This window comes from Kitasatospora sp. NPDC015120, from assembly GCF_043080305.1.
In the GTDB taxonomy this organism is placed as follows: Bacteria; Actinomycetota; Actinomycetes; order Streptomycetales; family Streptomycetaceae; genus Kitasatospora.
The window spans coordinates 546,366-566,227 of sequence record NZ_JBIBVJ010000002.1 but is presented as its reverse complement, the minus strand read 5'-3'; the positions used below and the strand labels follow the sequence as shown (position 1 = coordinate 566,227).

The window sequence follows — 19,862 nt, the reverse complement described above, 5'->3', positions numbered from 1 at the left end:
GCCGGGGATTCGCCCCGGCCCGGCGGTGGCGCGGGGCTCGTGTACGGACGTTCACGAAGGGGTGGTGCGAAGCCTGTTCAGGGCATGGGCTAGCCTCCGGCGCGTGATGACACTTAGATCCCGCTCTCGACGAGAGGCCACCGGAGCAGCCGCCGCCGGATCCGCACCCCCGTCGGCGAACCGACTCGGCTGGCTGGACGCGCTGCGGGGTATCGCGGCGCTGGCCGTCGCGGCCCATCACTTCGAGATCCTGAGGATCGTCCCGTACGGCGACACGATCACGGCCCACTTCGACCTCGGCTTCTACGGGGTCATCGCGTTCTTCATCGTCAGCGGCTACATCATCCCGGCCTCGCTGGAGCGCCGCGGTGACGTCCGGGCGTTCTGGATCGGCCGGATCTTCCGGATCTACCCCGCGCTGATCGTGGCGATGCTGCTGTCCGAGTTCATCCTGCCGGACGCCTACCAGGTCCTGACCTTCGACGGCTACCACCACGACAAGCTCTGGCTGGCGGGCAACGGCCTGATGCTGACCGACGTCCTGGGCGTGGTGAACGGCTTCGGCGTGAGCTGGACGCTCACGTTCGAGATGCTCTTCTACTTCTTCGTCAGCAGCCTCTTCGCGTTCGGCTGGCACCGGCGAAGCACGCCGATCGCGGTCGGGGCGGGTGCGATCGCCCTGGTGATGGGCGTCTGGATCCCCTCGCACAGCCTGCAGAGCACCAACCAGGAGATCTACAACCTGGTGACCGCCGCGCTGGTCGTTGTGGTCATGGGCGTCTTCTGCATGCTCAGCGGCAATGCCTCGCTGGCCCGGACCGGCGGTCTGCTGCTGGGCGGGCTCAGCCTGTACCTGGTGTTCAACAACGCCCGGGTGCCCGCGTTCGAGACCTTCACCATCTTCGCGACGATGTTCGCGGGCACGGTCGTCTACCGGGCGCAGCATGGGCAGATCGAGCGCATCGAGGCCTGGCTGTCCGTCGGCTTCGTGGTGGTGGCGGGCGCCCTGGTGGGGTGGATCTACAACCGGGGCGCGTGGGCGGACGCGACCTCGACCTTCACCTGGGAGGCCTTCACCTACGCCTACCTGGGGGCGTGGGCGTCGTTCGGGCTCTTCTTCCTGCTGCGCAAGCGGCGCTGGCCGCGCCCGATGGTCTGGCTGGGCGCGGTGAGCTTCTCGGTCTACCTGCTGCACTGGCCGGTGAAGCGGTTCCTGCTGTGGCGGTTCGGCTGGCACCCCAAGTACTACTGGCAGAAGCTGGCCGAGATGCCGTTCGCCGAGCGGTGGGCGTGGGTGGCCATGTACGTGGCGGTGCTGCTGGTGGTCTGCTGGGTGGTGTACCGGCTGGTGGAGGTGCCCTTCCAGAACCTGGGCCGCAAGCTGACCAAGGCGGCGAACCGGAAGTGGCCCCCGCAGCTCCTGGAGCACCCGGCACCGGCCACTGCGGCTGCCGGCCCGGCGAAGGCCGCGGAGCCGGCGGAGCCGGCCCTGGTGGGCGCAGGCACGGGCCCCTCGGGCCCGGCCAGGACGGACTGACCGGACGGCGCGCCGGGCGTCGGGCACCCGCCCCGGCGCCCGGCGCCGCCGTTCCGCGGCCCGGCCGGGGGCCGGATTCAGAGGGTGACGGTCGCGCGGAAGACGGTGGCGGCGCCGGCCAGGCGGGTCGCCGTCCCGGTGGCGGGGAGGAAGGCGGACTCGCCGCGGGCCAGCTCCAGCACGGTGCCGTCCGCCGCGGTCAGCCGGACGGCGCCGGCGGTGCAGAGCAGGATCTGCGGGGCCTCGCCGCCGACCGTCCGCTCGCGGCCGTCCAGGACGAACCGGGAGAGCCGGAACTCGTCGATCGGCACGGGGTACAGCTCCTCGCCGGGCGTGCCGTCGACCGCGACCGGGAGCAGCGGGGCGGGCGCGCAGGAGGCGAACTCGACCACCCGGAGCAGCTCCGGCACGTCGATGTGCTTGGGGGTGAGCCCGGCCCGCAGCACGTTGTCCGAGTTGGCCTGGAGCTCGACGCAGAGGCCGTGCAGGTACGCGTGCGGGACGCCGGCGCCCAGGTAGAGCGCCTCGCCGGCGCGCAGCCGGACGTGGTTGAGCAGCAGACCGGCGATCAGCCCGGCGTCCCCCGGGAAGTCCCGGGCGATCCGGGTGTACGGCGCGTACGGCCCGTCCGGGTCGTCGGCGGCGGCCTTGCCGACCGCCTCGGCGGTGTCCCGGACGGCCGCCGCGGCCTCGGGGCCGGACAGCGTGAGGGCGGCGGCCAGCGCGCGGCTGAGCGCCTCGGACTCGTCCTCGGCGCCCAGCAGGCCGATCACCGGCTCCAGCGCGGGCACCTTGAGGGCGGCCAGCAGCGCGGCCGCGTCGGCGGGCCGGCGGAAGCCGCAGAGGCCGTCGAAGTCGCCGAGCGCGCAGATGAGTTCGGGCTTGTGGTTGGCGTCCCGGTAGTTCCGGTGCGGGGCGTCCAGCGGGATCCCCAGGGCGTTCTCGGCGGCGTAGCCGGCCCGGGCCTGGTCGAGCGAGGGGTGGGCCTGGATGGAGATCGGGATGCCCGGGGCGAGGACCTTCAGCAGGAACGGCAGGGTGGGGCCGAACCGGGCCACCGAAGCGGCGCCCAGCTCGCCCTCCGGGTCGGCGGCGATCAGCTCGTCCAGCCGGCGCGGCCCCTCGCCCCGGTCCGCCCGCGAGGGGTCCCCGGGGTGGGCGCCCATCCACAGCTCGGCCTGCGGTTCGCCGGTCGGCTCCTGCCCGAGCAGCCCGGGGAGCGCGGTGACCGACCCCCAGGCGTAGGGGCGGACGGTGTTGACGAGCTTGTCCATGGGCGTGGTCCTGCTCCTTGCTGCAGTGGCTGGTGGGCCTCGCCGCCGTCAGGCGGCCGCAGGCGGGGGCGGACGGGTTCGGGCATCCGGGCAAAGGCCGGGCATCGACCCTAGCCGACCCGTACCCCCGCCGGGGAAACGCCGGGCGCCGGCCGGGAGTGCCTCGGCGGGAAGGTCCGTCCGAGGGCTCGGTAGTAGGATGCCAGGACCCAGTGTTTTCCACGGTGTCGTCCGGGCCGGCGGGGTGCCGGCCGGGACTGTGTCTTCCGATGAGTGCGGGCAATGGTGACCGGCACGTCCCGCCACCGGCCGAGAGGTTAGTACGTGACCGTCCAGCAGGGTTTTGCCGATCTCGGCCGGGTGCTGGTGATCATCCCCACCTACAACGAGGCCGAGAACGTCGAGCTCATCGTCGGCCGGGTGCGCGCCGCCGTTCCCGAGGTGCACGTCCTCGTCGCCGACGACAACAGCCCGGACGGAACCGGCGAGCTGGCCGACAAGCTGGCCGCCGAGGACGCCCAGGTGCACGTCATGCACCGCCGGGGCAAGGAGGGGCTCGGCGCCGCCTACCTGGCCGGCTTCCGCTGGGGCATCGACGAGGGCTACGACGTGCTCGTCGAGATGGACGCCGACGGCTCCCACCGCCCCGAGGAGCTCCACCGGCTGCTCACCGCGCTGCGCGGCGCCGACCTGGTGCTGGGCTCCCGGTGGGTCCCCGGCGGCCGGGTGGTGAACTGGCCGAAGTCCCGGCTGCTGCTCTCGCGCGCGGGCTCGACCTACTCGCGGCTGATGCTGGGCGTGCCGATCCGGGACGTCACCGGCGGCTACCGGGCGTTCCGCAAGGAGACCCTGCTCGGCCTCGGCATGGACCAGGTCGCCTCGGCCGGGTACTGCTTCCAGGTCGACCTGGCCTGGCGGACGGTGAAGGCCGGCTTCAAGGTCGCCGAGGTGCCGATCACCTTCGTCGAGCGCGAGCTGGGCGCGTCCAAGATGAGCAGGAACATCGTCGCCGAGGCGCTCTGGCGGGTCACCTCCTGGGGTGTCACCGACCGCGTCGGCAAGCTGACCGGCCGCCGGGGCTGACCCCGGCGGCGCAGGGTCACCGCCCGGACACGTGATCGGGAAGGCGCGCCCCCGCCGGGCGCGCCTTCCGCGTTTTCCGCGCGCCGTGCTCCCATGCTGTAGGGCGCGAACCGCCCAACCAGAGGGAGCACCCAGTGACGTCGTCCCCGTCCGAGGAGAACGCCGGCGCGGACCCGCTCGACGCGCCGACCGCCGCCGGGGCGCCGGTCCGGCCGCTGGAGATCGATGTCTTCACCGGCCCGGAGTCGGCCTTCTTCGCCACCTCCACGCTGATCCTCGGCGAGCACACGGCGATTCTGGTCGACGCCCAGCTCACCCGCAGTGCCGGCCGGCAGCTGGCCGAGTGGGTGGCGGGCAAGGGCCGCCGTCTGCTCGCCATCGTGATCACCCACCAGCACCCCGACCACTACTTCGGCGCCGAGGAGGTGCTGCGGCTCTTCCCCGAGGCGCAGCTGCTGGCCTCGCCGTCGGTCGTGGACGGCATCCTGGGCACCGCCGCCGCGAAGGTCGCCCAGTGGAAGCCGGTGTTCGGCGACGACATCCCGGACCACCCGCTGGTCCCGGCGCCGCTGCTGCCCCAGCCGCTGATGATCGACCGGCAGGTGATCCCGGTCCTGCTGCTCGGGCAGGGCGACTGCGGCGGCTCCACGGTGGTGCACGTGCCGAGCGTCCGTACCGTGGTGGCCGGCGACTTCGCGTACAACGGCACCCACGTGTGGACCGCCGACACCACGCCGGAGCAGCGCACCGAGTGGGTCCGCAACCTGGGCCGGATCGCCGGGCTCGGCGCGGACCGGGTGATCGCCGGGCACCGGGCGCCCGATCAGGGCGACGACGCGGGCCGGGTGCTGGCGTTCACCGGGGAGTACCTCCAGGACTTCGACCGGCTGCTGGCCGAGCACCCGCACGACGCGGAGGCGCTGGTGGCGGCGGTGAACGAGCGGTACGGGGAGCTGACCCTGCCGGCGCTGCTGGAGCTGAGCGCCGCGGCCAACACCGCCGCGGCCAACACCGCCGCGGCCGACACCGCGGCCGCCACCGACGAGGAGGCCGACGGGCCGGACGGGTCCGAGGAGCCCGAGGCGCCCGAGGAGCCGGACGGGCCGGACGGGCCGGACGGGCCGGAAGAGTCCGGCGAGCCGGACGCCGGCCGCGGGCCCGGGGACGGCCGGGACCCCGCCTGAGCCCTCCGGCGGATACTGGCGGCATGACGCCGTACGACGTGATCGTTCCGGCCGGGGGCGCCGCCCGGAGGCTCGGCGGGGCCGACAAGCCCGCCCTGACCGTCGGCGCGGACACCCTGCTGGACCGGGTGCTCGCCGCCTGCGCGGACGCCCGGACCACCGTGGTCGTCGGCCCGGTCCGGCCCACCGCCCGCCCCGGGATCCGGTGGACCTGCGAGCACCCGCCCGGCGGCGGCCCGGTGGCCGCCGTCGCCGCCGGTCTCGCCGAGGTCACCGCCGGCCTGGTGCTGCTGTTCGCCGCCGACCTGCCCTTCCTGGACCGGCGGACCGTGGAGCGGCTGGTCACCGCCCTCGACGCGGCCGGGCCGGACACCGCGGCGGCCGTCCTGGTCGACGCCGCCGGCCGCGACCAGCCGCTCGCCGCCGCCTACCGCACCGCCGCCCTGCGCGCCGCCCTGGCCGCCGCCGGCGATCCCGCCGGGCTCCCGCTGCGCCGGCTCACCGGCGCCCTGCCCACCCTGCGGCTGGCCGACACCGACGACGTCACCTACGACTGCGACACCTGGGAGGCCCTGGAACAGGCCCGCGAACGCGACGGCGCCGGGGGCTGAGCGCCCCGCCGCAGCGGCCGGCCCACCCGGTCGCCGCCGGGACGTGAGCGAAACGACGCGCGCCGCTCACCGGACAAACATCCCGGGGAAACCGCCGATCGGGCAGCATGTTCGCATGGAGCGCACGCTGGATGACTGGATCGCCGAGGTCCGTGCCGAGCTGGACATCGACCTGGACGTCGACGTCCGCGGCCTGCTCGACCTGGCCCGGGTGGTCGCCCACGGGGTGGACCGGCCCGCCGCCCCGCTGACCGCCTTTCTGATCGGCTACGCGGCCGCGCGGCACGGCGGCGGCCCGGAGGCGGTCGCCGAGGCGTCCCGGCGCACCGCCGCGCTCGCCGAGCGCTGGGCGGCGGCCCGGGCCGACGACCCGGGGCAGCCGTGAGCGTGATGGAGGAACGCGCCGCCCCCGCCCCCGCCCCGGTCCGTCCGGTCCGCTGGGCGGCGGCCCGGGAGACCGCCCGCCGGGCCGGCCGCCCGGCGCTGCCGCCGCTCGGCCTGCCGCTGGACGAGGCGCTCGGCCGCACCCTGGCCGAGCCGCTCACCGCGCTCACCGACCTCCCGGCCTTCGACACCGCGGCGATGGACGGCTGGGCCGTCGCCGGTCCCGGCCCCTGGCAGGTGACCGGCCGGCTGCTCGCCGGACGCCCCGCCGGCGGCCCGCTGGCCGACGGCACCGCCGTCGAGATCGCCACCGGTGCCCAACTGCCGCCCGGCGCGACCGCCGTGCTCCGCCGCGAGCACGGCGCGCCGGGCGGGGCGCTGCTGTCCGAACGCACCCCCGGTGCGCTGACCACCGGCCAGGACGTCCGGCCGCGCGGCCAGGAGTGCCGGCGCGGCGAGGTGCTGCTGCCGGCCGGCACCGCGGTCGGCCCGGCGGTGCTCGGCCTGGCCGCCGCCTGCGGCCACGACCGGCTGGCGGTCCGCCGCGCCCCGGTGGCGGAGCTGCTGGTGCTCGGCGACGAACTGCTCGGCTCCGGCCTGCCCCGGCCCGGCCTGGTCCGCGACGCGCTCGGTCCGCTGCTGCCGCCCTGGCTGCGCGCGGCCGGCGCGGAGACCGGCGGACCGCGCGCCGTCGGGGACGACTTCGGCCTGCTCCGGGACGCCCTGCGGCACTCCACCGCCGATGTGGTCGTCACCACCGGCGGGACGGCGGCCGGCCCGGTGGACTTCCTGCACCGGGCGCTCGCCGACGCCGGCGCCCGGCTGCTGGTGGACGGGGTCGCCGTCCGCCCCGGCCATCCGATGCTGCTGGCCGAACTCCCCGGTGGGCGGCACCTGGTGGGGCTGCCCGGCAACCCGCTGGCCGCGGTGGCCGGCATGGTGACGCTCGCGCTGCCGCTGCTGCGCGCGCTGGCCGGCCGGAGCGCGGGTGAGCCGGTCCTGGCCACGGCCGACGGACCGCTGCCCGGCCACCCGGCGGACACCCGGCTGCTGCCGGTCCGCCGGACCGCCCACGGGGTGGTCCGGCTTCCCCACGACGGCCCGGCGATGCTCCGCGGCCTGGCCCGCGCCGAGGCGCTCGCGGTGGTACCGCCGGGCGGCGCGGCGGAGGGCGACGAGATCGAACTGCTGGAGGCCCCGTGAGTGTCCGACGTGTCCGCGAGCGGCTGGCCGGGCCGTCCGCTCCCGGCACCGAGCCCTGGGCCGACTCCGGCATCGTGCTGCCCGCCCGGCGCACCGCCCCGGCGGTGCGGCAGGTCGGCTCCCGGCTGCTGCTGGCGCTGGGCGTGCTGGTCGCCACCACCGTGATCGTCTGGCTGGACCGGGACGGCTACAACGACAACGCCGGCGGGGGCCTGAGCTTCCTGGACTCGGCGTACTACGCCACCGTGACGCTCTCCACCACCGGGTACGGCGACATCACCCCGTTCAGCGACAGCGCCCGGCTCACCAACATCTTCGTGGTCACCCCGCTGCGGGTGATCTTCCTGATCATCCTGGTCGGCACCACCCTCGAAGTGCTCACCGAACGCACCCGTCAGCAGTGGCGGTTGAACCGCTGGAGGTCCACCGTGCGCGAGCACACCGTCGTGATCGGCTTCGGCACCAAGGGCCGCAGCGCCATCGACACCCTGCTCGGCCAGGGCGCGCGCAAGGACGAGATCGTGGTGGTCGACCCGCAGCGCAGGGTCGTCGACCAGGCCGCCCAGCAGGGCCTGGTGGGCGTGGTCGGCGACGCGACCCGCACCGACACCCTGCTGCGCGCCGGACTGACCACCGCCGCCCGGGTGGTGGTCGCGCCGGAGCGGGACGACACCGCCGCGCTGATCACCCTGACCGCCCGCCAGCTCACCCGCTCGGCGACCATCGTCGCGGCGGTGCGGGAGGACGAGAACGCCCCGCTGCTGCGGCAGAGCGGCGCCGACGTGGTGGTCACCAGCTCCAGTTCGGCGGGCCGGCTGCTCGGCATGTCGATGCTCAGCCCGCACGCCGGCGCGGTGATGGAGGACCTGCTCACCTACGGCAACGGCCTGGACGTGGTCGAGCGCCCGGTCACCCGGGCCGAGGCCGGGCACAACCCGCGCGAACTCGACGACCTGGTGGTGGCGGTGGTGCGCGGCCGGCGGGTGATCAACTACACCGAACCGGAGGCGCAGACGCTGCAGCTGACCGACCGGGTGATCGTCATCAAGTCGGCCGAGGGGGCGTAGGGTCGCCACCATGACCGGTCAACCGCAGCTCCCGTTCGGTACGTTCGACTTCTCCGCCCCCGCGCTGGAGGTGGCCGACCGGCTGGTCGCCCCGGTGGCCGACGCGCTGAAGAACTGGGACGACCGGGAGGCCGCCCGCTCCGTGCTGTACGTCGAGACCGATCCGGAGAAGGCCGACACCGCGGTCTTCTGCGAGACCTACGACGTGCCGCCGTCGGCCTCGGCGAACTGCGTGGTGGTCGCCGCCAAGCGCGGCGGGGAGACCACCCTGGCCGCCTGCCTGGCGCTGGCGACCACCCGGGTCGACGTCAACCGCACGGTCCGCAAGCACCTGGAGGCCCGCAAGGCCTCGTTCGCGCCGGTGGACACCGCCGTCGAGGCGACCGGCATGGAGTACGGCGGCATCACCCCGGTCGGGCTGCCGGCCGGCTGGCCGCTGCTGGTCGACGCCGCGGTGGCCGCGGCCCCGTTCGTGCTGGTCGGCAGCGGGCGGCGGCGGGGCAAGCTGATCCTCCCCGGCCGGGTGGCGGCCGCGCTGCCCGGCGCCGTGCTGCTCCCCGGCCTGGCCGGCTGACGGCGCGGGTCGCCCGCCCGCCGGGGTGCCGGCGCGCAGTAGCGTCGGGCCATGCATGCGATGACGATTCCTGAACCCGGCGGTCCCGAGGCACTGGTCTGGGCCGAGGTGCCCGACCCGGTCCCCGGGGAGGGCGAGGTCCTGGTCGAGGTGGCCGCCACCGCGGTCAACCGCGCCGACCTGCTCCAGCGGCAGGGCCTCTACGACCCGCCGCCCGGCAGCCCGCGCCACCCCGGCCTGGAGTGCGCGGGCCGGATCGCCGCGCTGGGCCCCGGGGTGTCCGGCTGGGCGGTCGGCGACGAGGTCTGCGCGCTGCTGGTCGGCGGCGGCTACGCGGAGCGGGTGGCGGTGCCGGTCGGCCAACTGCTGCCGGTGCCGCCGGGGCTGAGCCCGGAGCAGGCCGCCGCGCTGCCGGAGGTGGTCTGCACGGTGTGGTCCAACGTCTTCCTCACCGCGCACCTGCGGCCGGGCGAGACGGTGCTGGTGCACGGCGGCGCCAGCGGCATCGGGACGATGGCGATCCAGCTGGCCAAGGCGGTCGGCGCCCGGGTGGCGGTGACGGCGGGCGGTCCGGAGAAGCTGGCCCGCTGCGCGGAGCTGGGTGCCGACGTGCTGATCGACTACCGCACGCAGGACTTCGTCGAGGTGCTCGGGGAGGCCACCGGCGGCGCCGGGGCGGACGTGATCCTGGACATCATGGGCGCCAGGTACCTGCAGCGGAACGTGGACGCGCTGGCCGTCAACGGGCGGCTGGTGATCATCGGGCTGCAGGGCGGGGTGACCGGCGAGCTGAACCTCAACACCCTGCTGCGCAAGCGCGGCGCGGTGATCGCGACCAATCTGCGCGGGCGGCCGCTGGCGGAGAAGGCGGCGATCGTGGCGGCGGTGCGCGAGCACGTCTGGCCGCTGGTCGCCTCCGGGGTGGTGAAGCCGGTGGTCGACCGGGTGCTGCCGCTGACCGAGGCCGCCGAGGCGCACCGGGTGCTGGAGGCCGGTGCGCAGGTCGGCAAGGTGGTGCTGCGGGCCTGATCCCGGTGGTGGGAGGTGGGGTGCCGGGTCCCGGGGACCCGCGCTCCGCCGGTCCGGTCCGTCCGACATGCCCGGAATGCCGGACTGTGTGACGCTGGTCGGGAGCTGTCCCGCCGCCGACCCCGCCCCGCGCGGTCGGCCGTCGCGGAAGGACCTCGACCGTGCACGCACCTTCGTCCGCGTTCCTCGGGCCGCTGCCCGCTGCACCGCCGCCGTCCCCCTCCCGCCGGATCCCCGGGCGTGCCCGGGTCCGGGCGGGCGTCCGCCTCCGGGTCCGTCCGGGCACCCGCCGTGCCGAGCGCCGCGCGCGGCGGCTGCTGGTGGTGGCGGTGCTCGGTCTCGCCGTTCCGCTGGCCGTCGGACCGGCGGCGGCCCTGCCGGCCGGTCCGGCCGGCGCCGTTCCCGTCCCGGTCGTCTCCCCGGGACCGGGTGTCCCGCCGGTCCCGGCGCCCGGGCCCTCCGCCCCGCCGTCCCCGGAGGCGCTGCCCACCGCGGAGACGTCCGCCCCGCCCGAGCCCTCGCCCGAGCCCTCGCCCGCCCCGGAGCCGGCCGCCGTCGCGCAGTCCACCGCTGTCGCGGAGCCCTCCTCGGCCGCGCCCGCGGGGCCCGGGGCCGTCGAGGCGTCCGTGACCGCCACCGCCACCGCCACCAGCACCGCGACCACCACCGTGACCGGCACCGCGAGCACCGCCGCCGGCGCGGCCGCGTCCCCGGTGGTGCAGGCCGGGCGCCTGCACGCCGGACCCTCCCGGGCCGGGTGGGAGCAGCGCCGGCAGCGGCACCGCCCCGCCTCGGCGCCCGAACGCGTCCAGCAGGCGCCCGGGCAGGCACCGGAGCAGGCACCCGGGCAGGCCGTCGGGCAGAGCCCGGAGCAGCCGGTGGAACGCCCGGTGGAGCAGCCGGTGGAACGCCGCCCGGAGCAGCCGCCGGAGCAGCCCGCCGGCACCGGCGCGGACCCCGGCGCGGACTCCCCCGCCCCGGCCGGGCCCGCCGAGGACACCGGGAGCGGGACGCTGGCGCTCGGCCGCCCCGGGCCGCGGACCGAGGTGGCCGGCCCGGTCGTGCTGCCGACCCGCTGGGACGACGCCTCCACCCGCCAGCTCCCGCTCGGCGCCGGCCTGGGCCTGATCGGCTGCGGACTGGGGCTGATCGGCCTGCGGCTGCGGCGCGGCTGACCGCTTCCCGGCGGGCCGCGGGGCGCCCGGGTACCCGGGCGGACTGAGTATCCGTACGGATACCGCCCCCCGCGCCCGGGGCGTAGCGTCGTGCCCGGGTGGCCGGGGGCCTCCACCCCGGCAATCCCAGTGAGGGAGAATGTGGTTCATGACGAATCCGATGAACGAGCGCTCGTCGCACGAGTTCCACCAGGCCATGGGCGGGCAGTCGCAGGACGGCCAGAAGGTGCTGATCGTCGGACCGGACGGGCTGCCGGTGGGGCAGGGGGCGGTCGGCCTGGGCGGGGACGACGAAGGGGACGGCCCGCGTGAGCTGCCGGTGACCGAGATGGTCGAGCAGCCCGCCAAGGTCATGCGGATCGGCAGCATGATCAAGCAGCTGCTGGAGGAGGTCCGGGCGGCTCCCCTCGACGAGGCCAGCCGGGCCCGGCTGAAGGACATCCACGCCAGCTCGATCAAGGAGCTGGAGCTCGGTCTGGCCCCCGAGCTGGTCGCCGAGCTGGAGCGGCTGTCGCTGCCGTTCACCGAGGACTCGATCCCGACCGAGGCCGAGCTGCGGATCGCGCAGGCGCAGCTGGTGGGCTGGCTGGAGGGACTGTTCCACGGCATCCAGACCGCGCTGTTCGCCCAGCAGATGGCGGCGCGCGCGCAGCTGGAGCAGATGCGCCGGGCGCTGCCGCCCGGTCTGCACGGCGCGGAGCCGGAGGGCGACGAGCCGGGCGAGGGCCGCGGCATCCGCTCCGGCCCGTACCTGTAGGCCGTACCCGTACCGCCACGGCCCCGTCGGGGCCGTGGGGCACCGGGCGCGCCAGGGCGCCCCGGTGCCGGGAGCACCACCGGCCGGTGCCCGGTCGCGACCTGGACACAGTGTCGGCCCTGGACCGGTCGGTGTCGGCGCGAGCCGATACCCTGGGCCCCTGTCGCCGGGCGAGCGTCGCGACAGGGGCAGAGCAGGCCGGCGGGCCGGGCCCGCACACGCACGGACGAGACCGAACGTCACGGTCGCGGCGGCAGGGCCGCGCCGAGGGGGAGCAGAGGACCATGAGCGAGCACGGCAACGCGGCGGTCGAGGGCTACTCCCTGGGCAACGGGCGGTACGTGCTGCAGCGGGTGCTGGGCGAGGGCGGCATGGCCTCGGTCCACCTCGCCTACGACAGCGTGCTGGACCGGTCGGTGGCGCTGAAGAGCATGCACGCCGAGCTGGGCCGGGACGACTCGTTCAAGGAGCGCTTCCGCCGCGAGGCGCAGGCGGTGGCCCGGCTGGAACACCCCAACATCGTCACGGTGTACGACAGCGGCGAGGACATCGCCCCGGACGGCTCCAGCACCCCGTACATCGTCATGCAGCTGATCGACGGCAAGGGCCTGCGGGACGCCATCAACGAGGCGGTCGCCCAGCAGGGCGCGATCGCGGTCGAGGAGGCGCTGCGGGTCACCGTCGGCGTGCTGAACGCGCTGGAGGCCTCGCACGACATGGGCCTGGTGCATCGTGACATCAAGCCCGGCAACGTCATGTTCGACCGCAAGGGCAACGTCAAGGTCATGGACTTCGGCATCGCCCGCGCGCTGGAGAGCGGGGTCACCTCGATGACCCAGACCGGCATGGTGGTCGGCACCCCGCAGTACCTCTCGCCCGAGCAGGCGCTCGGCAAGCCGGTGGACGCCCGCTCCGACCTCTACTCGGTCGGCGTGATGCTCTTCGAGATGCTCACCGGCCAGCTGGTCTTCGACGGCGACTCGGCCTTCTCGATCGCGTACAAGCACGTCCAGGAGGAGCCGCCGGCGCCGTCCACGCTCAACCCGCGGCTCAGCCCGGCGGTCGACGAGTTCGTGGCCAGGGCGCTGCGCAAGGACCCGGCGCACCGGTTCCCGAGCGCGGCGGCGATGCGCGAGGAGGCGGAGCGGCTGATGGGCGCGGCCAAGGGCGGCGGCAGCCCGCTGGCGGCCAGCAACCCGCTGGTGATCACCGACGGGCCGCGCTCGGTGCACGCGGCGCCGCAGGCCCCGAGCACGCCGCAGCCGTTCGCGCAGCCGCAGCAGCCGTTCCAGACCCCGCCGCCGGCCTACCAGGCGCCGCAGACGCCGACGCCGTTCCCGCAGCCGCAGCCCTTCCAGACGCCCCCGCCGGCCTTCCAGGCCCCGCACACCCCGCAGCCGCAGTTCCTCCACCCGCAGGCCCCGCAGGCGCACACCCCGCCGCCGCACCCGATGCCGGCGCCGCCGTTCCAGCCGGCCCCGGCCTCGAACAGCGGCGGCTGCTCGACCGCGCTGGTGATCATCGGCATCATCGTCGGCGTGATCGTGCTGGCGGTCATCATCATCGCGATCGTGGTGAACCGGGCCGAGCGGGACACGAAGTCCGGTCCCGCCTCGCGGGTCTCGGGGCCGACCGCCACGGTGCTGCACCTGGACGGTCCGGCCGACCGGAATGGCCTGCTCTGACGCGTTCCGTCCGGATTCCGCGTGCCACAGGGGCCGGCCGGAGGCGGTAGCGTTCGGGGATACGAGCGACAGGGCACCGCGATCCGAGCGAAGGCCCGGGGCGAGGAGCGATGGCACAGACGCAGCATCCGGACGACGACGACGGGGCCTGGGCGACCGGTCCGGCCGGCGGGGCCCCGAGGCCCGAGCCCGGTGGCGACGCCGCCACGACCGCGCTCCCGCCGTACGGGGGCGGCCCGCAGACCCCCGGCCGGGGCACCGCGGCCCCGCTGGGCACGGTCGGCGACGGCCGCTACCGGCTGACCCACCGGCTCGGCCGGGGCGGCATGGCCGAGGTGCTGGCCGCCCAGGACGTCCGGCTCGGCCGGACCGTCGCGGTGAAGCTGCTCCGCGGTGAACTGGCCCAGGACGAGATCGCCCGGCTGCGCTTCACCAGGGAGGCGCACGCCGTCGCGGCGCTCAACCACCACGCGATCGTCTCGGTGTACGACACCGGCGAGGAGTACGTCGGCGAGGAGTCGACGCCCTACATCGTGATGGAGCTGGTCGAGGGCCGGACCGTCCGCGAGCTGCTGGTGGACGAGGCGGAGCCGCCGGTCGACCAGGCGCTGATCATCATCGCCGGGGTGCTGGAGGCGCTGTCCTACAGCCACCGGCACGGCATCGTGCATCGTGACATCAAGCCCGCCAACGTGATCATCACGACCAACGGCGCGGTCAAGGTGATGGACTTCGGCATCGCCCGGGCGCTCACCGGCACGGCCTCGACGATGACCCAGACCGGCATGGTCATGGGCACCCCGCAGTACCTCTCCCCGGAACAGGCGCTGGGCAAGCAGGTCGACCACCGCTCCGACCTGTACGCGGCCGGCTGCATGCTCTACGAACTGCTGACGCTGCGCCCGCCGTTCACCGGCGACACCCCGCTGTCGGTGGTCTACCAGCACGTCCAGGACCAGCCGGTGCCGCCCTCGCAGGCCAATCCGCGGGTGCCGCCCGGGCTCGACCCGCTGGTGCTGCGCTCGCTGGCCAAGAACCCGGACGACCGGTTCCAGGACGCCGACGAGTTCCGCGCGCACATCGAGCACGCGCTGCGCGAGCTGACCGGCGGCACCGGCGGCTGGGCCGTCGGCGCCGCGGCCGGGGCGGTCGGCGGGCCGGGCCGCGGCGGGCTGCCGGCGGCGGACGAGACGGCGGTGCTCGGGGCCGGTGTCCCGGGCGACCCGACGACGGTGCTGCCCTACCAGGTGCCGGGCGGCCCGCACACGCCGTCCTCGCCCTACCCGGCGGCCGGCGGCCCGTACGGGGACGGCGGCGACTCCGGTGACGGCCAGGGCGGCGGGCACGGGCACGGCTCCGGCCGGCGCGGGCCGTGGCGCTGGGTGGCCGGCATCGCGGCGGTGCTGGTCGCGGCCAGTGTCGGCATCGGCCTGGCGCTGAGCGGCGGCGACGACGGCGCGGACGGGAAGCCGGGCGGCACCAGCCCGTCCGCCGGGGTGGTGTCGACGGCGCCGGAGGCCACCACGCCCAGTTCCGGCGGGACGGCGACCCCGGGGCCGACCGGCCAGAACAGCCGGCGTCCGCAGCAGCCGCAGCAGCCGACCGACAACGGCAACAACAACGGCGGCGGCAACCAGAACCCGCAGCAGCCGGGCCAGCAGACCGGCAAGCACAACACGCCGAGTCCGACGGCGCCGCCGACCACGGCCGGCAGCAAGCCGACGACGGCGACCAACGCGCCGACCGGGACGGCCACCGCCCCGCCGACCAACCCGCCGACCACCGGGACGGGCGGCGGCACCACGCAGGCCCCGACCACCCAGCCCCCGGCGACCAACCCGGCCGGGGGCGGGGGTTCCCAGACCCCGCCGCCGGCCGGCGGCGGGGCCGGGGGCACCACGCCGAAGCCGCCGGTGCAGCCGACCACCCAGCCCCCGGCGACCGGGGAGTGATCCGCGGGGTCAGTTGGCGAAGGCGTCCAGGACCTGCTCGTACTCCTGGCACCACCACGCCAACTGGCCCGCGGAGGCGGGGTACAGCGGGTCGGCCCGGTGGTCGGCCCGCTGGTAGCGCCACTGGAGCATCCAGAAGTCGTTCAGCCGCTCCCACCAGACCCGGTGCGCCGCGGCGGCCAGGTGCTCGGCGGTGGCGGCGCCGGTGGCCCGGTAGGACTGCGACCAGTGCCGGACCCGGACGAGGTCCAGCACTCCGCTGACGCGGTCGTTGAAGAGCAGGGTGGCCGCCCGGACGGCCTCCTCGGCGCGCGGCTGCGGGCCGAGCTTGTCCCAGTCCAGGACGGCGGCGATCCGCCCGCCGCTGTGCAGCAGGTTGAGCCCGTGGAAGTCGCCGTGGGTCCAGCCGGTGGGCGGGGCGGCCTGCGGGAGCGGACGGCGGTGGGCGTGCTCGGTGAGCAGCTCCAGCCGTTCGGTCAGCCGGCGCTCCACCAGGGCGTCCAGCTCGCCGTGCGGCTGGTGCTCGCGGGCCCGGCGGCGCAGCTCGCGGGCGAGCCCGGAGCTGTCGCGCGGGTCCGCGCTGCGGTAGCCGGAGGGTTGTGCGAGGGGAGCGCAGACCTCGTCGAGCGCGCCGTGCAGCCGGCCGAGCAGCGCGCCCAGCTCGGCGCACTGCGACAGTGCCAGCTCGGTGCCGTGCCGGTGCCCGCCCTCCACCCAGGGGAAGAGGGCGAACAGCCGCCCGCCGAACGCGGCGATCGTGGCGGTGCGGCCGGAGAGGGCCAGCGGGGGAGCGACGGGCAGGCCCAGGGCGGCCAGCGCGTCCATCGCGCGATGGTGGGCGTCGACGGCCTCGCGGCCGGCGGTCGCGGCGTCGACGTAGCACTTCAGGAAGTAGTCGCCGGCCTCGGTGGTGACCCGGTAGCCGCGGTTCAGCAGGCCTTCGGCGACGGGTTCGGCGGTGAGCAGGCGGCCCACCCGGTAGCGGCGCAGGACCTCGGCGAGCGCGGCGCGGGGGACGGGCGGGCTGAGGGTTCCTATCGGGGGCGCGGTGAGGTCGGGACGGGCTGGTGCGAGGGCAAGGGTCTGGCTGAAAGTCACAGCCAGAGGGTAGGACCTCTCGGCGGGGGTCCTTGACAGCTCGTCAGTTCTGTGCATCCACCCTATCCGTGCTGGTGGTCCGCCTGGTGCCGGGCCACGAAGGCGGCCGCCTGGGTCCGGCGCTCCATCCCCATCTTCGCGAGCAGACTGGAGACGTAGTTCTTCACCGTCTTTTCGGCGAGGTGCAGCTCGTTGCCGATCTGACGATTGGTCATCCCTTCGCCGATCAGGTCCAGGATGCGGCGCTCCTGCTTGGTGAGCTGGGAGAGCCGCTCGTCCTCCTTCCCGCCGCCGTCGCGCAGCCGGGCGAGCACCCGGCTGGTGGCGACCGGGTCGAGCAGCGAGCGGCCGGCCGCGACGTCCCGGACGGCGGTGATCAGGTCCGTGCCGCGGATCGCCTTGAGCACGTAACCGGAGGCCCCCGCCATGATCGAGTCGAACAGCGCCTCGTCGTCGGAGAACGAGGTCAGCATCAGGCACGTGATGTCCGGCAGCCGGGAGCGGATCTCCCGGCAGACCTCGACCCCGTTGCCGTCCGGCAGCCGGACGTCCAGGACCGCGACGTCGGGGTGGACCGCCGGGATCCGGGTCAGCGCCTCGGCGGCGGTCCCGGCCTCGCCGACCACCTCGATGTCGTCCTCGACCGAGAGGAGTTCATGGACGCCCCTGCGGACCACCTCGTGGTCGTCGAGGAGGAATACCCTGATTTGTCCCTTATCAGTCACGCGCAAAGCCTCCCATATCACCCTACGAAAGACCTCTCGCCCGCACCGGGCCGGGGTCACGATCCGGCCAGAGCGGTCGAAACCGATGCCGGTAACCCCCTTACGCAGGAGCCTCCGCCCGGATAACGTGCGCAGGTGTCCTGAAGGCGACCGAATTGAGAGCTGCGCCACACGCGCGTTTGTAGATCCCGAACAAGTAGGACGTCCTAGCGCAGACGCGCCGAGGGCGGACGCTGGGTAACGTTCTCGTGAGGGACGCCGTCGGAACAGGATCACCACCTGCCCCGCAGTTGGGAGCGCACACCCACGCGCGCCCCGCGAGGCGGTGACCGGACCGGTCACCGGCGACCCCGGGCGGCCGGACAGACCGAGGAGTGAACGTGACCGTCAAAAGCACGGCGAGGGCTCGCAAGAAGGCGGCCCCCGGCGTCCCTGACACCCTCCGCGCCACGGGTAAGGACGCCCGGCCGGAGCTCGTGCAGCTGCTCACCCCGGAAGGCGAGCGGGTCGAGCACCCGGACTTCCCGCTCACCGTGGAGCCGGACGAGCTTCGAGCCCTCTACCGTGACCTGGTGCTGGTGCGCCGGTTCGACGCGGAGGCCACCTCCCTGCAGCGCCAGGGCGAGCTGGGCCTGTGGGCCTCGCTGCTCGGCCAGGAGGCGGCGCAGGTCGGCTCCGGCCGCGCGCTGCGGCCCGGCGACTACGCCTTCCCCACCTACCGCGAGCACGGCGTCGCCTGGTGCCGCGACGTCGACCCGCTGAACCTGCTCGGCATGTTCCGCGGCGTGAACCACGGCGGGTGGGACCCGAACGAGAAGAACTTCCACCTCTACACCATCGTGATCGGCGCGCAGACCCTGCACGCCACCGGCTACGCGATGGGCATCACCAAGGACGGCGCCGACGACGCGGTGATCGCGTACTTCGGCGACGGCGCCTCCAGCCAGGGCGACGTCAACGAGGCCTTCACCTTCGCCTCGGTCTACAACGCCCCGGTGGTGTTCTTCTGCCAGAACAACCAGTGGGCGATCTCCGAGCCCACCACCACCCAGACCCGGATCCCGCTGTACCGCCGCGCCTCCGGCTTCGGCTTCCCGGGCGTGCGGGTCGACGGCAACGACGTGCTGGCCTGCCTCGCGGTGACCCGCTGGGCCCTGGAGCACGCCCGCAGCGGCAACGGCCCGGTGCTGATCGAGGCGTTCACCTACCGGATGGGCGCGCACACCACCTCCGACGACCCGACCCGCTACCGGCTCGCCGAGGAGACCGAGTCCTGGAAGGCCAAGGACCCGATCACCCGGCTGCGGGCCCTGCTGGAGAAGCAGGGGCTGGCCGACGAGGCGTTCTTCGCCTCGGTCGACGCCGAGAGCGAGCAGCTCGGACTGCGGGTGCGCGAGGGCGTGCGCGGCATGCCGGACCCGGACCCCACCCTGATCTTCGACCACGTCTACGCCGAGCCGCACGCGCTGGTCGATGAGGAACGGGCCGGGTACGTCGAGTACGCGGCCTCCTTCGAGGCGGGGGAGAACCTCTGATGGCCGGTCAGCTCAGCATCGCCAAGGCGCTCAACGAGGCCCTGCGCAAGTCGCTGGAGAGCGACCCGAAGACCGTCCTGATGGGCGAGGACATCGGCAAGCTCGGCGGCGTCTTCCGGATCACCGACGGCCTGCAGAAGGACTTCGGCGAGGGCCGGGTGATCGACACCCCGCTCGCCGAGTCCGGCATCGTCGGCACCGCGATCGGCCTCGCGCTGCGCGGCTACCGCCCGGTGGTGGAGATCCAGTTCGACGGCTTCGTCTACCCGGCCTTCGACCAGATCGTCTCCCAGCTGGCCAAGATGCACGCCCGGGCGCTCGGCCACGTCAAGATGCCGGTCACCGTGCGCATCCCCTACGCCGGCGGCATCGGCGCGGTGGAGCACCACAGCGAGTCGCACGAGGCGTACTTCGCGCACACCGCCGGTCTGCGGGTGGTCAGCCCGTCCAACGCGCACGACGCGCACTGGATGCTGCGCCAGGCCATCGAGTCGGACGACCCGGTGATCTTTCTGGAGCCCAAGCGGCGCTACTGGGACAAGGGCGAGGTCGGTGACGCGGCCGACCTGGGCCTGCACGACGCCCGGATCGTGCGCCCCGGCGCCGACGCCACGCTGATCGCCTACGGCCCGATGGTCAAGGTCTGCCTGGAGGCCGCCGCGGCCGCCGAGGAGGACGGCCGCCGGCTGGAGGTCGTCGACCTGCGCTCGCTCACCCCGGTCGACTTCGCGGCCCTGGAGGAGTCGGTGAAGCGGACCGGTCGCGGCATCGTCGTGCACGAGGCGCCGGTGTTCCTGGGCATGGGCGCCGAGCTGGCCGCCCGGCTCACCGAACGCTGCTTCTACCACCTGGAGGCGCCGATCCTGCGGGTCGGCGGCTACTACGCGCCGTACCCGCCGTCCCGGGTCGAGGAGGCCTTCCTCCCCGACCTGGACCGCGTGCTCGACGCCGTCGACCGCGCCTTCGCGTACTGATCCAGGGGAGCGATG

17 protein-coding genes and 1 pseudogene are annotated in these 19,862 nt (G+C 74.9%); 15 read left to right on the top strand and 3 right to left on the bottom strand.

Annotation, left to right across the window (positions count from 1 at the left end):
- Positions 1-106 precede the first annotated feature (106 nt).
- Complete coding sequence (locus ACF1AK_RS07305; RefSeq protein ID WP_391498040.1) at positions 107-1,537, top strand: acyltransferase family protein; 1,431 nt, start codon at positions 107-109, stop codon at positions 1,535-1,537.
- Between the two features lie 77 nt (positions 1,538-1,614).
- On the opposite strand, the gene manA is transcribed toward ACF1AK_RS07305, so the two are convergent.
- Positions 1,615-2,811, bottom strand: a complete 1,197-nt coding sequence (gene manA, locus ACF1AK_RS07300; protein ID WP_391497758.1) for a mannose-6-phosphate isomerase, class I — start codon at positions 2,809-2,811, stop codon at positions 1,615-1,617.
- A gap of 324 nt (positions 2,812-3,135) precedes the next feature.
- On the opposite strand from manA, the gene ACF1AK_RS07295 reads away from it, so the two are divergent.
- The 12 genes and pseudogenes from ACF1AK_RS07295 to ACF1AK_RS07240 all read left to right on the top strand — a co-directional run bounded on the left by ACF1AK_RS07295 (position 3,136) and on the right by ACF1AK_RS07240 (position 15,515).
- Positions 3,136-3,894 (top strand): polyprenol monophosphomannose synthase, encoded by a 759-nt coding sequence (locus ACF1AK_RS07295; RefSeq protein ID WP_391497757.1) that lies wholly within the window; start codon positions 3,136-3,138, stop codon positions 3,892-3,894.
- Positions 3,895-4,028: 134 nt separating this feature from the next.
- Positions 4,029-5,078, top strand: coding sequence for an MBL fold metallo-hydrolase (locus ACF1AK_RS07290; RefSeq protein ID WP_391497756.1), 1,050 nt, complete (start codon positions 4,029-4,031; stop codon positions 5,076-5,078).
- 23 nt (positions 5,079-5,101) lie between these two features.
- On the top strand, positions 5,102-5,689 hold the full coding sequence (locus ACF1AK_RS07285) for a molybdenum cofactor guanylyltransferase (protein WP_391497755.1): 588 nt from the start codon (positions 5,102-5,104) through the stop codon (positions 5,687-5,689).
- A 127-nt stretch (positions 5,690-5,816) separates the two neighbouring features.
- Positions 5,817-6,074: pseudogene (locus ACF1AK_RS07280) on the top strand (DUF6457 domain-containing protein); the annotation flags it as partial.
- 5 nt (positions 6,075-6,079) lie between these two features.
- Positions 6,080-7,276, top strand: coding sequence for a molybdopterin molybdotransferase MoeA (locus ACF1AK_RS07275; protein WP_391498039.1), 1,197 nt, complete (start codon positions 6,080-6,082; stop codon positions 7,274-7,276).
- A gap of 23 nt (positions 7,277-7,299) precedes the next feature.
- Complete coding sequence (locus ACF1AK_RS07270; protein WP_391498038.1) at positions 7,300-8,343, top strand: potassium channel family protein; 1,044 nt, start codon at positions 7,300-7,302, stop codon at positions 8,341-8,343.
- 10 nt (positions 8,344-8,353) lie between these two features.
- Positions 8,354-8,917: a YbaK/EbsC family protein gene (locus ACF1AK_RS07265; protein WP_391497754.1), complete on the top strand. Its 564-nt coding sequence runs from the start codon at positions 8,354-8,356 to the stop codon at positions 8,915-8,917.
- A 51-nt stretch (positions 8,918-8,968) separates the two neighbouring features.
- Positions 8,969-9,946, top strand: a complete 978-nt coding sequence (locus tag ACF1AK_RS07260; RefSeq protein ID WP_391497753.1) for an NAD(P)H-quinone oxidoreductase — start codon at positions 8,969-8,971, stop codon at positions 9,944-9,946.
- Between the two features lie 161 nt (positions 9,947-10,107).
- The gene (locus tag ACF1AK_RS07255) at positions 10,108-11,121 is read left to right on the top strand and encodes a hypothetical protein (protein ID WP_391497752.1); all 1,014 of its coding nucleotides are present in this window, start codon (positions 10,108-10,110) and stop codon (positions 11,119-11,121) included.
- Positions 11,122-11,269: 148 nt separating this feature from the next.
- A complete protein-coding gene (locus ACF1AK_RS07250) occupies positions 11,270-11,878 on the top strand; it encodes a bacterial proteasome activator family protein (protein WP_391497751.1) in 609 nt (202 codons plus the stop codon).
- A 284-nt stretch (positions 11,879-12,162) separates the two neighbouring features.
- On the top strand, positions 12,163-13,563 hold the full coding sequence (locus tag ACF1AK_RS07245) for a protein kinase (protein WP_391497750.1): 1,401 nt from the start codon (positions 12,163-12,165) through the stop codon (positions 13,561-13,563).
- Positions 13,564-13,673: 110 nt separating this feature from the next.
- Positions 13,674-15,515 (top strand): protein kinase, encoded by a 1,842-nt coding sequence (locus tag ACF1AK_RS07240; RefSeq protein WP_391497749.1) that lies wholly within the window; start codon positions 13,674-13,676, stop codon positions 15,513-15,515.
- Positions 15,516-15,524: 9 nt separating this feature from the next.
- On the opposite strand, the gene ACF1AK_RS07235 is transcribed toward ACF1AK_RS07240, so the two are convergent.
- Both ACF1AK_RS07235 and ACF1AK_RS07230 read right to left on the bottom strand, forming a co-directional pair.
- Positions 15,525-16,613, bottom strand: coding sequence for a phosphotransferase enzyme family protein (locus ACF1AK_RS07235; RefSeq protein ID WP_391497748.1), 1,089 nt, complete (start codon positions 16,611-16,613; stop codon positions 15,525-15,527).
- A gap of 62 nt (positions 16,614-16,675) precedes the next feature.
- Complete coding sequence (locus tag ACF1AK_RS07230; protein WP_391497747.1) at positions 16,676-17,338, bottom strand: response regulator; 663 nt, start codon at positions 17,336-17,338, stop codon at positions 16,676-16,678.
- Between the two features lie 380 nt (positions 17,339-17,718).
- Between ACF1AK_RS07230 and pdhA the strand changes: the two genes are divergently transcribed.
- The gene (gene pdhA / locus ACF1AK_RS07225) at positions 17,719-18,873 is read left to right on the top strand and encodes a pyruvate dehydrogenase (acetyl-transferring) E1 component subunit alpha (protein ID WP_391497746.1); all 1,155 of its coding nucleotides are present in this window, start codon (positions 17,719-17,721) and stop codon (positions 18,871-18,873) included.
- Complete coding sequence (locus tag ACF1AK_RS07220) at positions 18,873-19,847, top strand: alpha-ketoacid dehydrogenase subunit beta (protein ID WP_380294419.1); 975 nt, start codon at positions 18,873-18,875, stop codon at positions 19,845-19,847. Before pdhA ends, ACF1AK_RS07220 begins: the two co-directional genes overlap by 1 nt.
- Positions 19,848-19,862 lie beyond the last annotated feature (15 nt).

Bases quoted from the DNA above. Each gene is read 5' to 3' on its own strand.
- ACF1AK_RS07265 (WP_391497754.1), top strand. From the start codon at position 8,354: ATGACCGGTCAACCGCAGCTCCCGTTCGGTACGTTCGACTTCTCCGCC.
- ACF1AK_RS07285 (WP_391497755.1), top strand. From the start codon at position 5,102: ATGACGCCGTACGACGTGATCGTTCCGGCCGGGGGCGCCGCCCGGAGG.
- ACF1AK_RS07260 (WP_391497753.1), top strand. From the start codon at position 8,969: ATGCATGCGATGACGATTCCTGAACCCGGCGGTCCCGAGGCACTGGTC.
- ACF1AK_RS07250 (WP_391497751.1), top strand. From the start codon at position 11,270: ATGACGAATCCGATGAACGAGCGCTCGTCGCACGAGTTCCACCAGGCC.
- ACF1AK_RS07275 (WP_391498039.1), top strand. From the start codon at position 6,080: ATGGAGGAACGCGCCGCCCCCGCCCCCGCCCCGGTCCGTCCGGTCCGC.
- ACF1AK_RS07305 (WP_391498040.1), top strand. From the start codon at position 107: ATGACACTTAGATCCCGCTCTCGACGAGAGGCCACCGGAGCAGCCGCC.
- ACF1AK_RS07245 (WP_391497750.1), top strand. From the start codon at position 12,163: ATGAGCGAGCACGGCAACGCGGCGGTCGAGGGCTACTCCCTGGGCAAC.
- manA (WP_391497758.1), bottom strand. From the start codon at position 2,811: ATGGACAAGCTCGTCAACACCGTCCGCCCCTACGCCTGGGGGTCGGTC.
- ACF1AK_RS07220 (WP_380294419.1), top strand. From the start codon at position 18,873: ATGGCCGGTCAGCTCAGCATCGCCAAGGCGCTCAACGAGGCCCTGCGC.
- ACF1AK_RS07240 (WP_391497749.1), top strand. From the start codon at position 13,674: ATGGCACAGACGCAGCATCCGGACGACGACGACGGGGCCTGGGCGACC.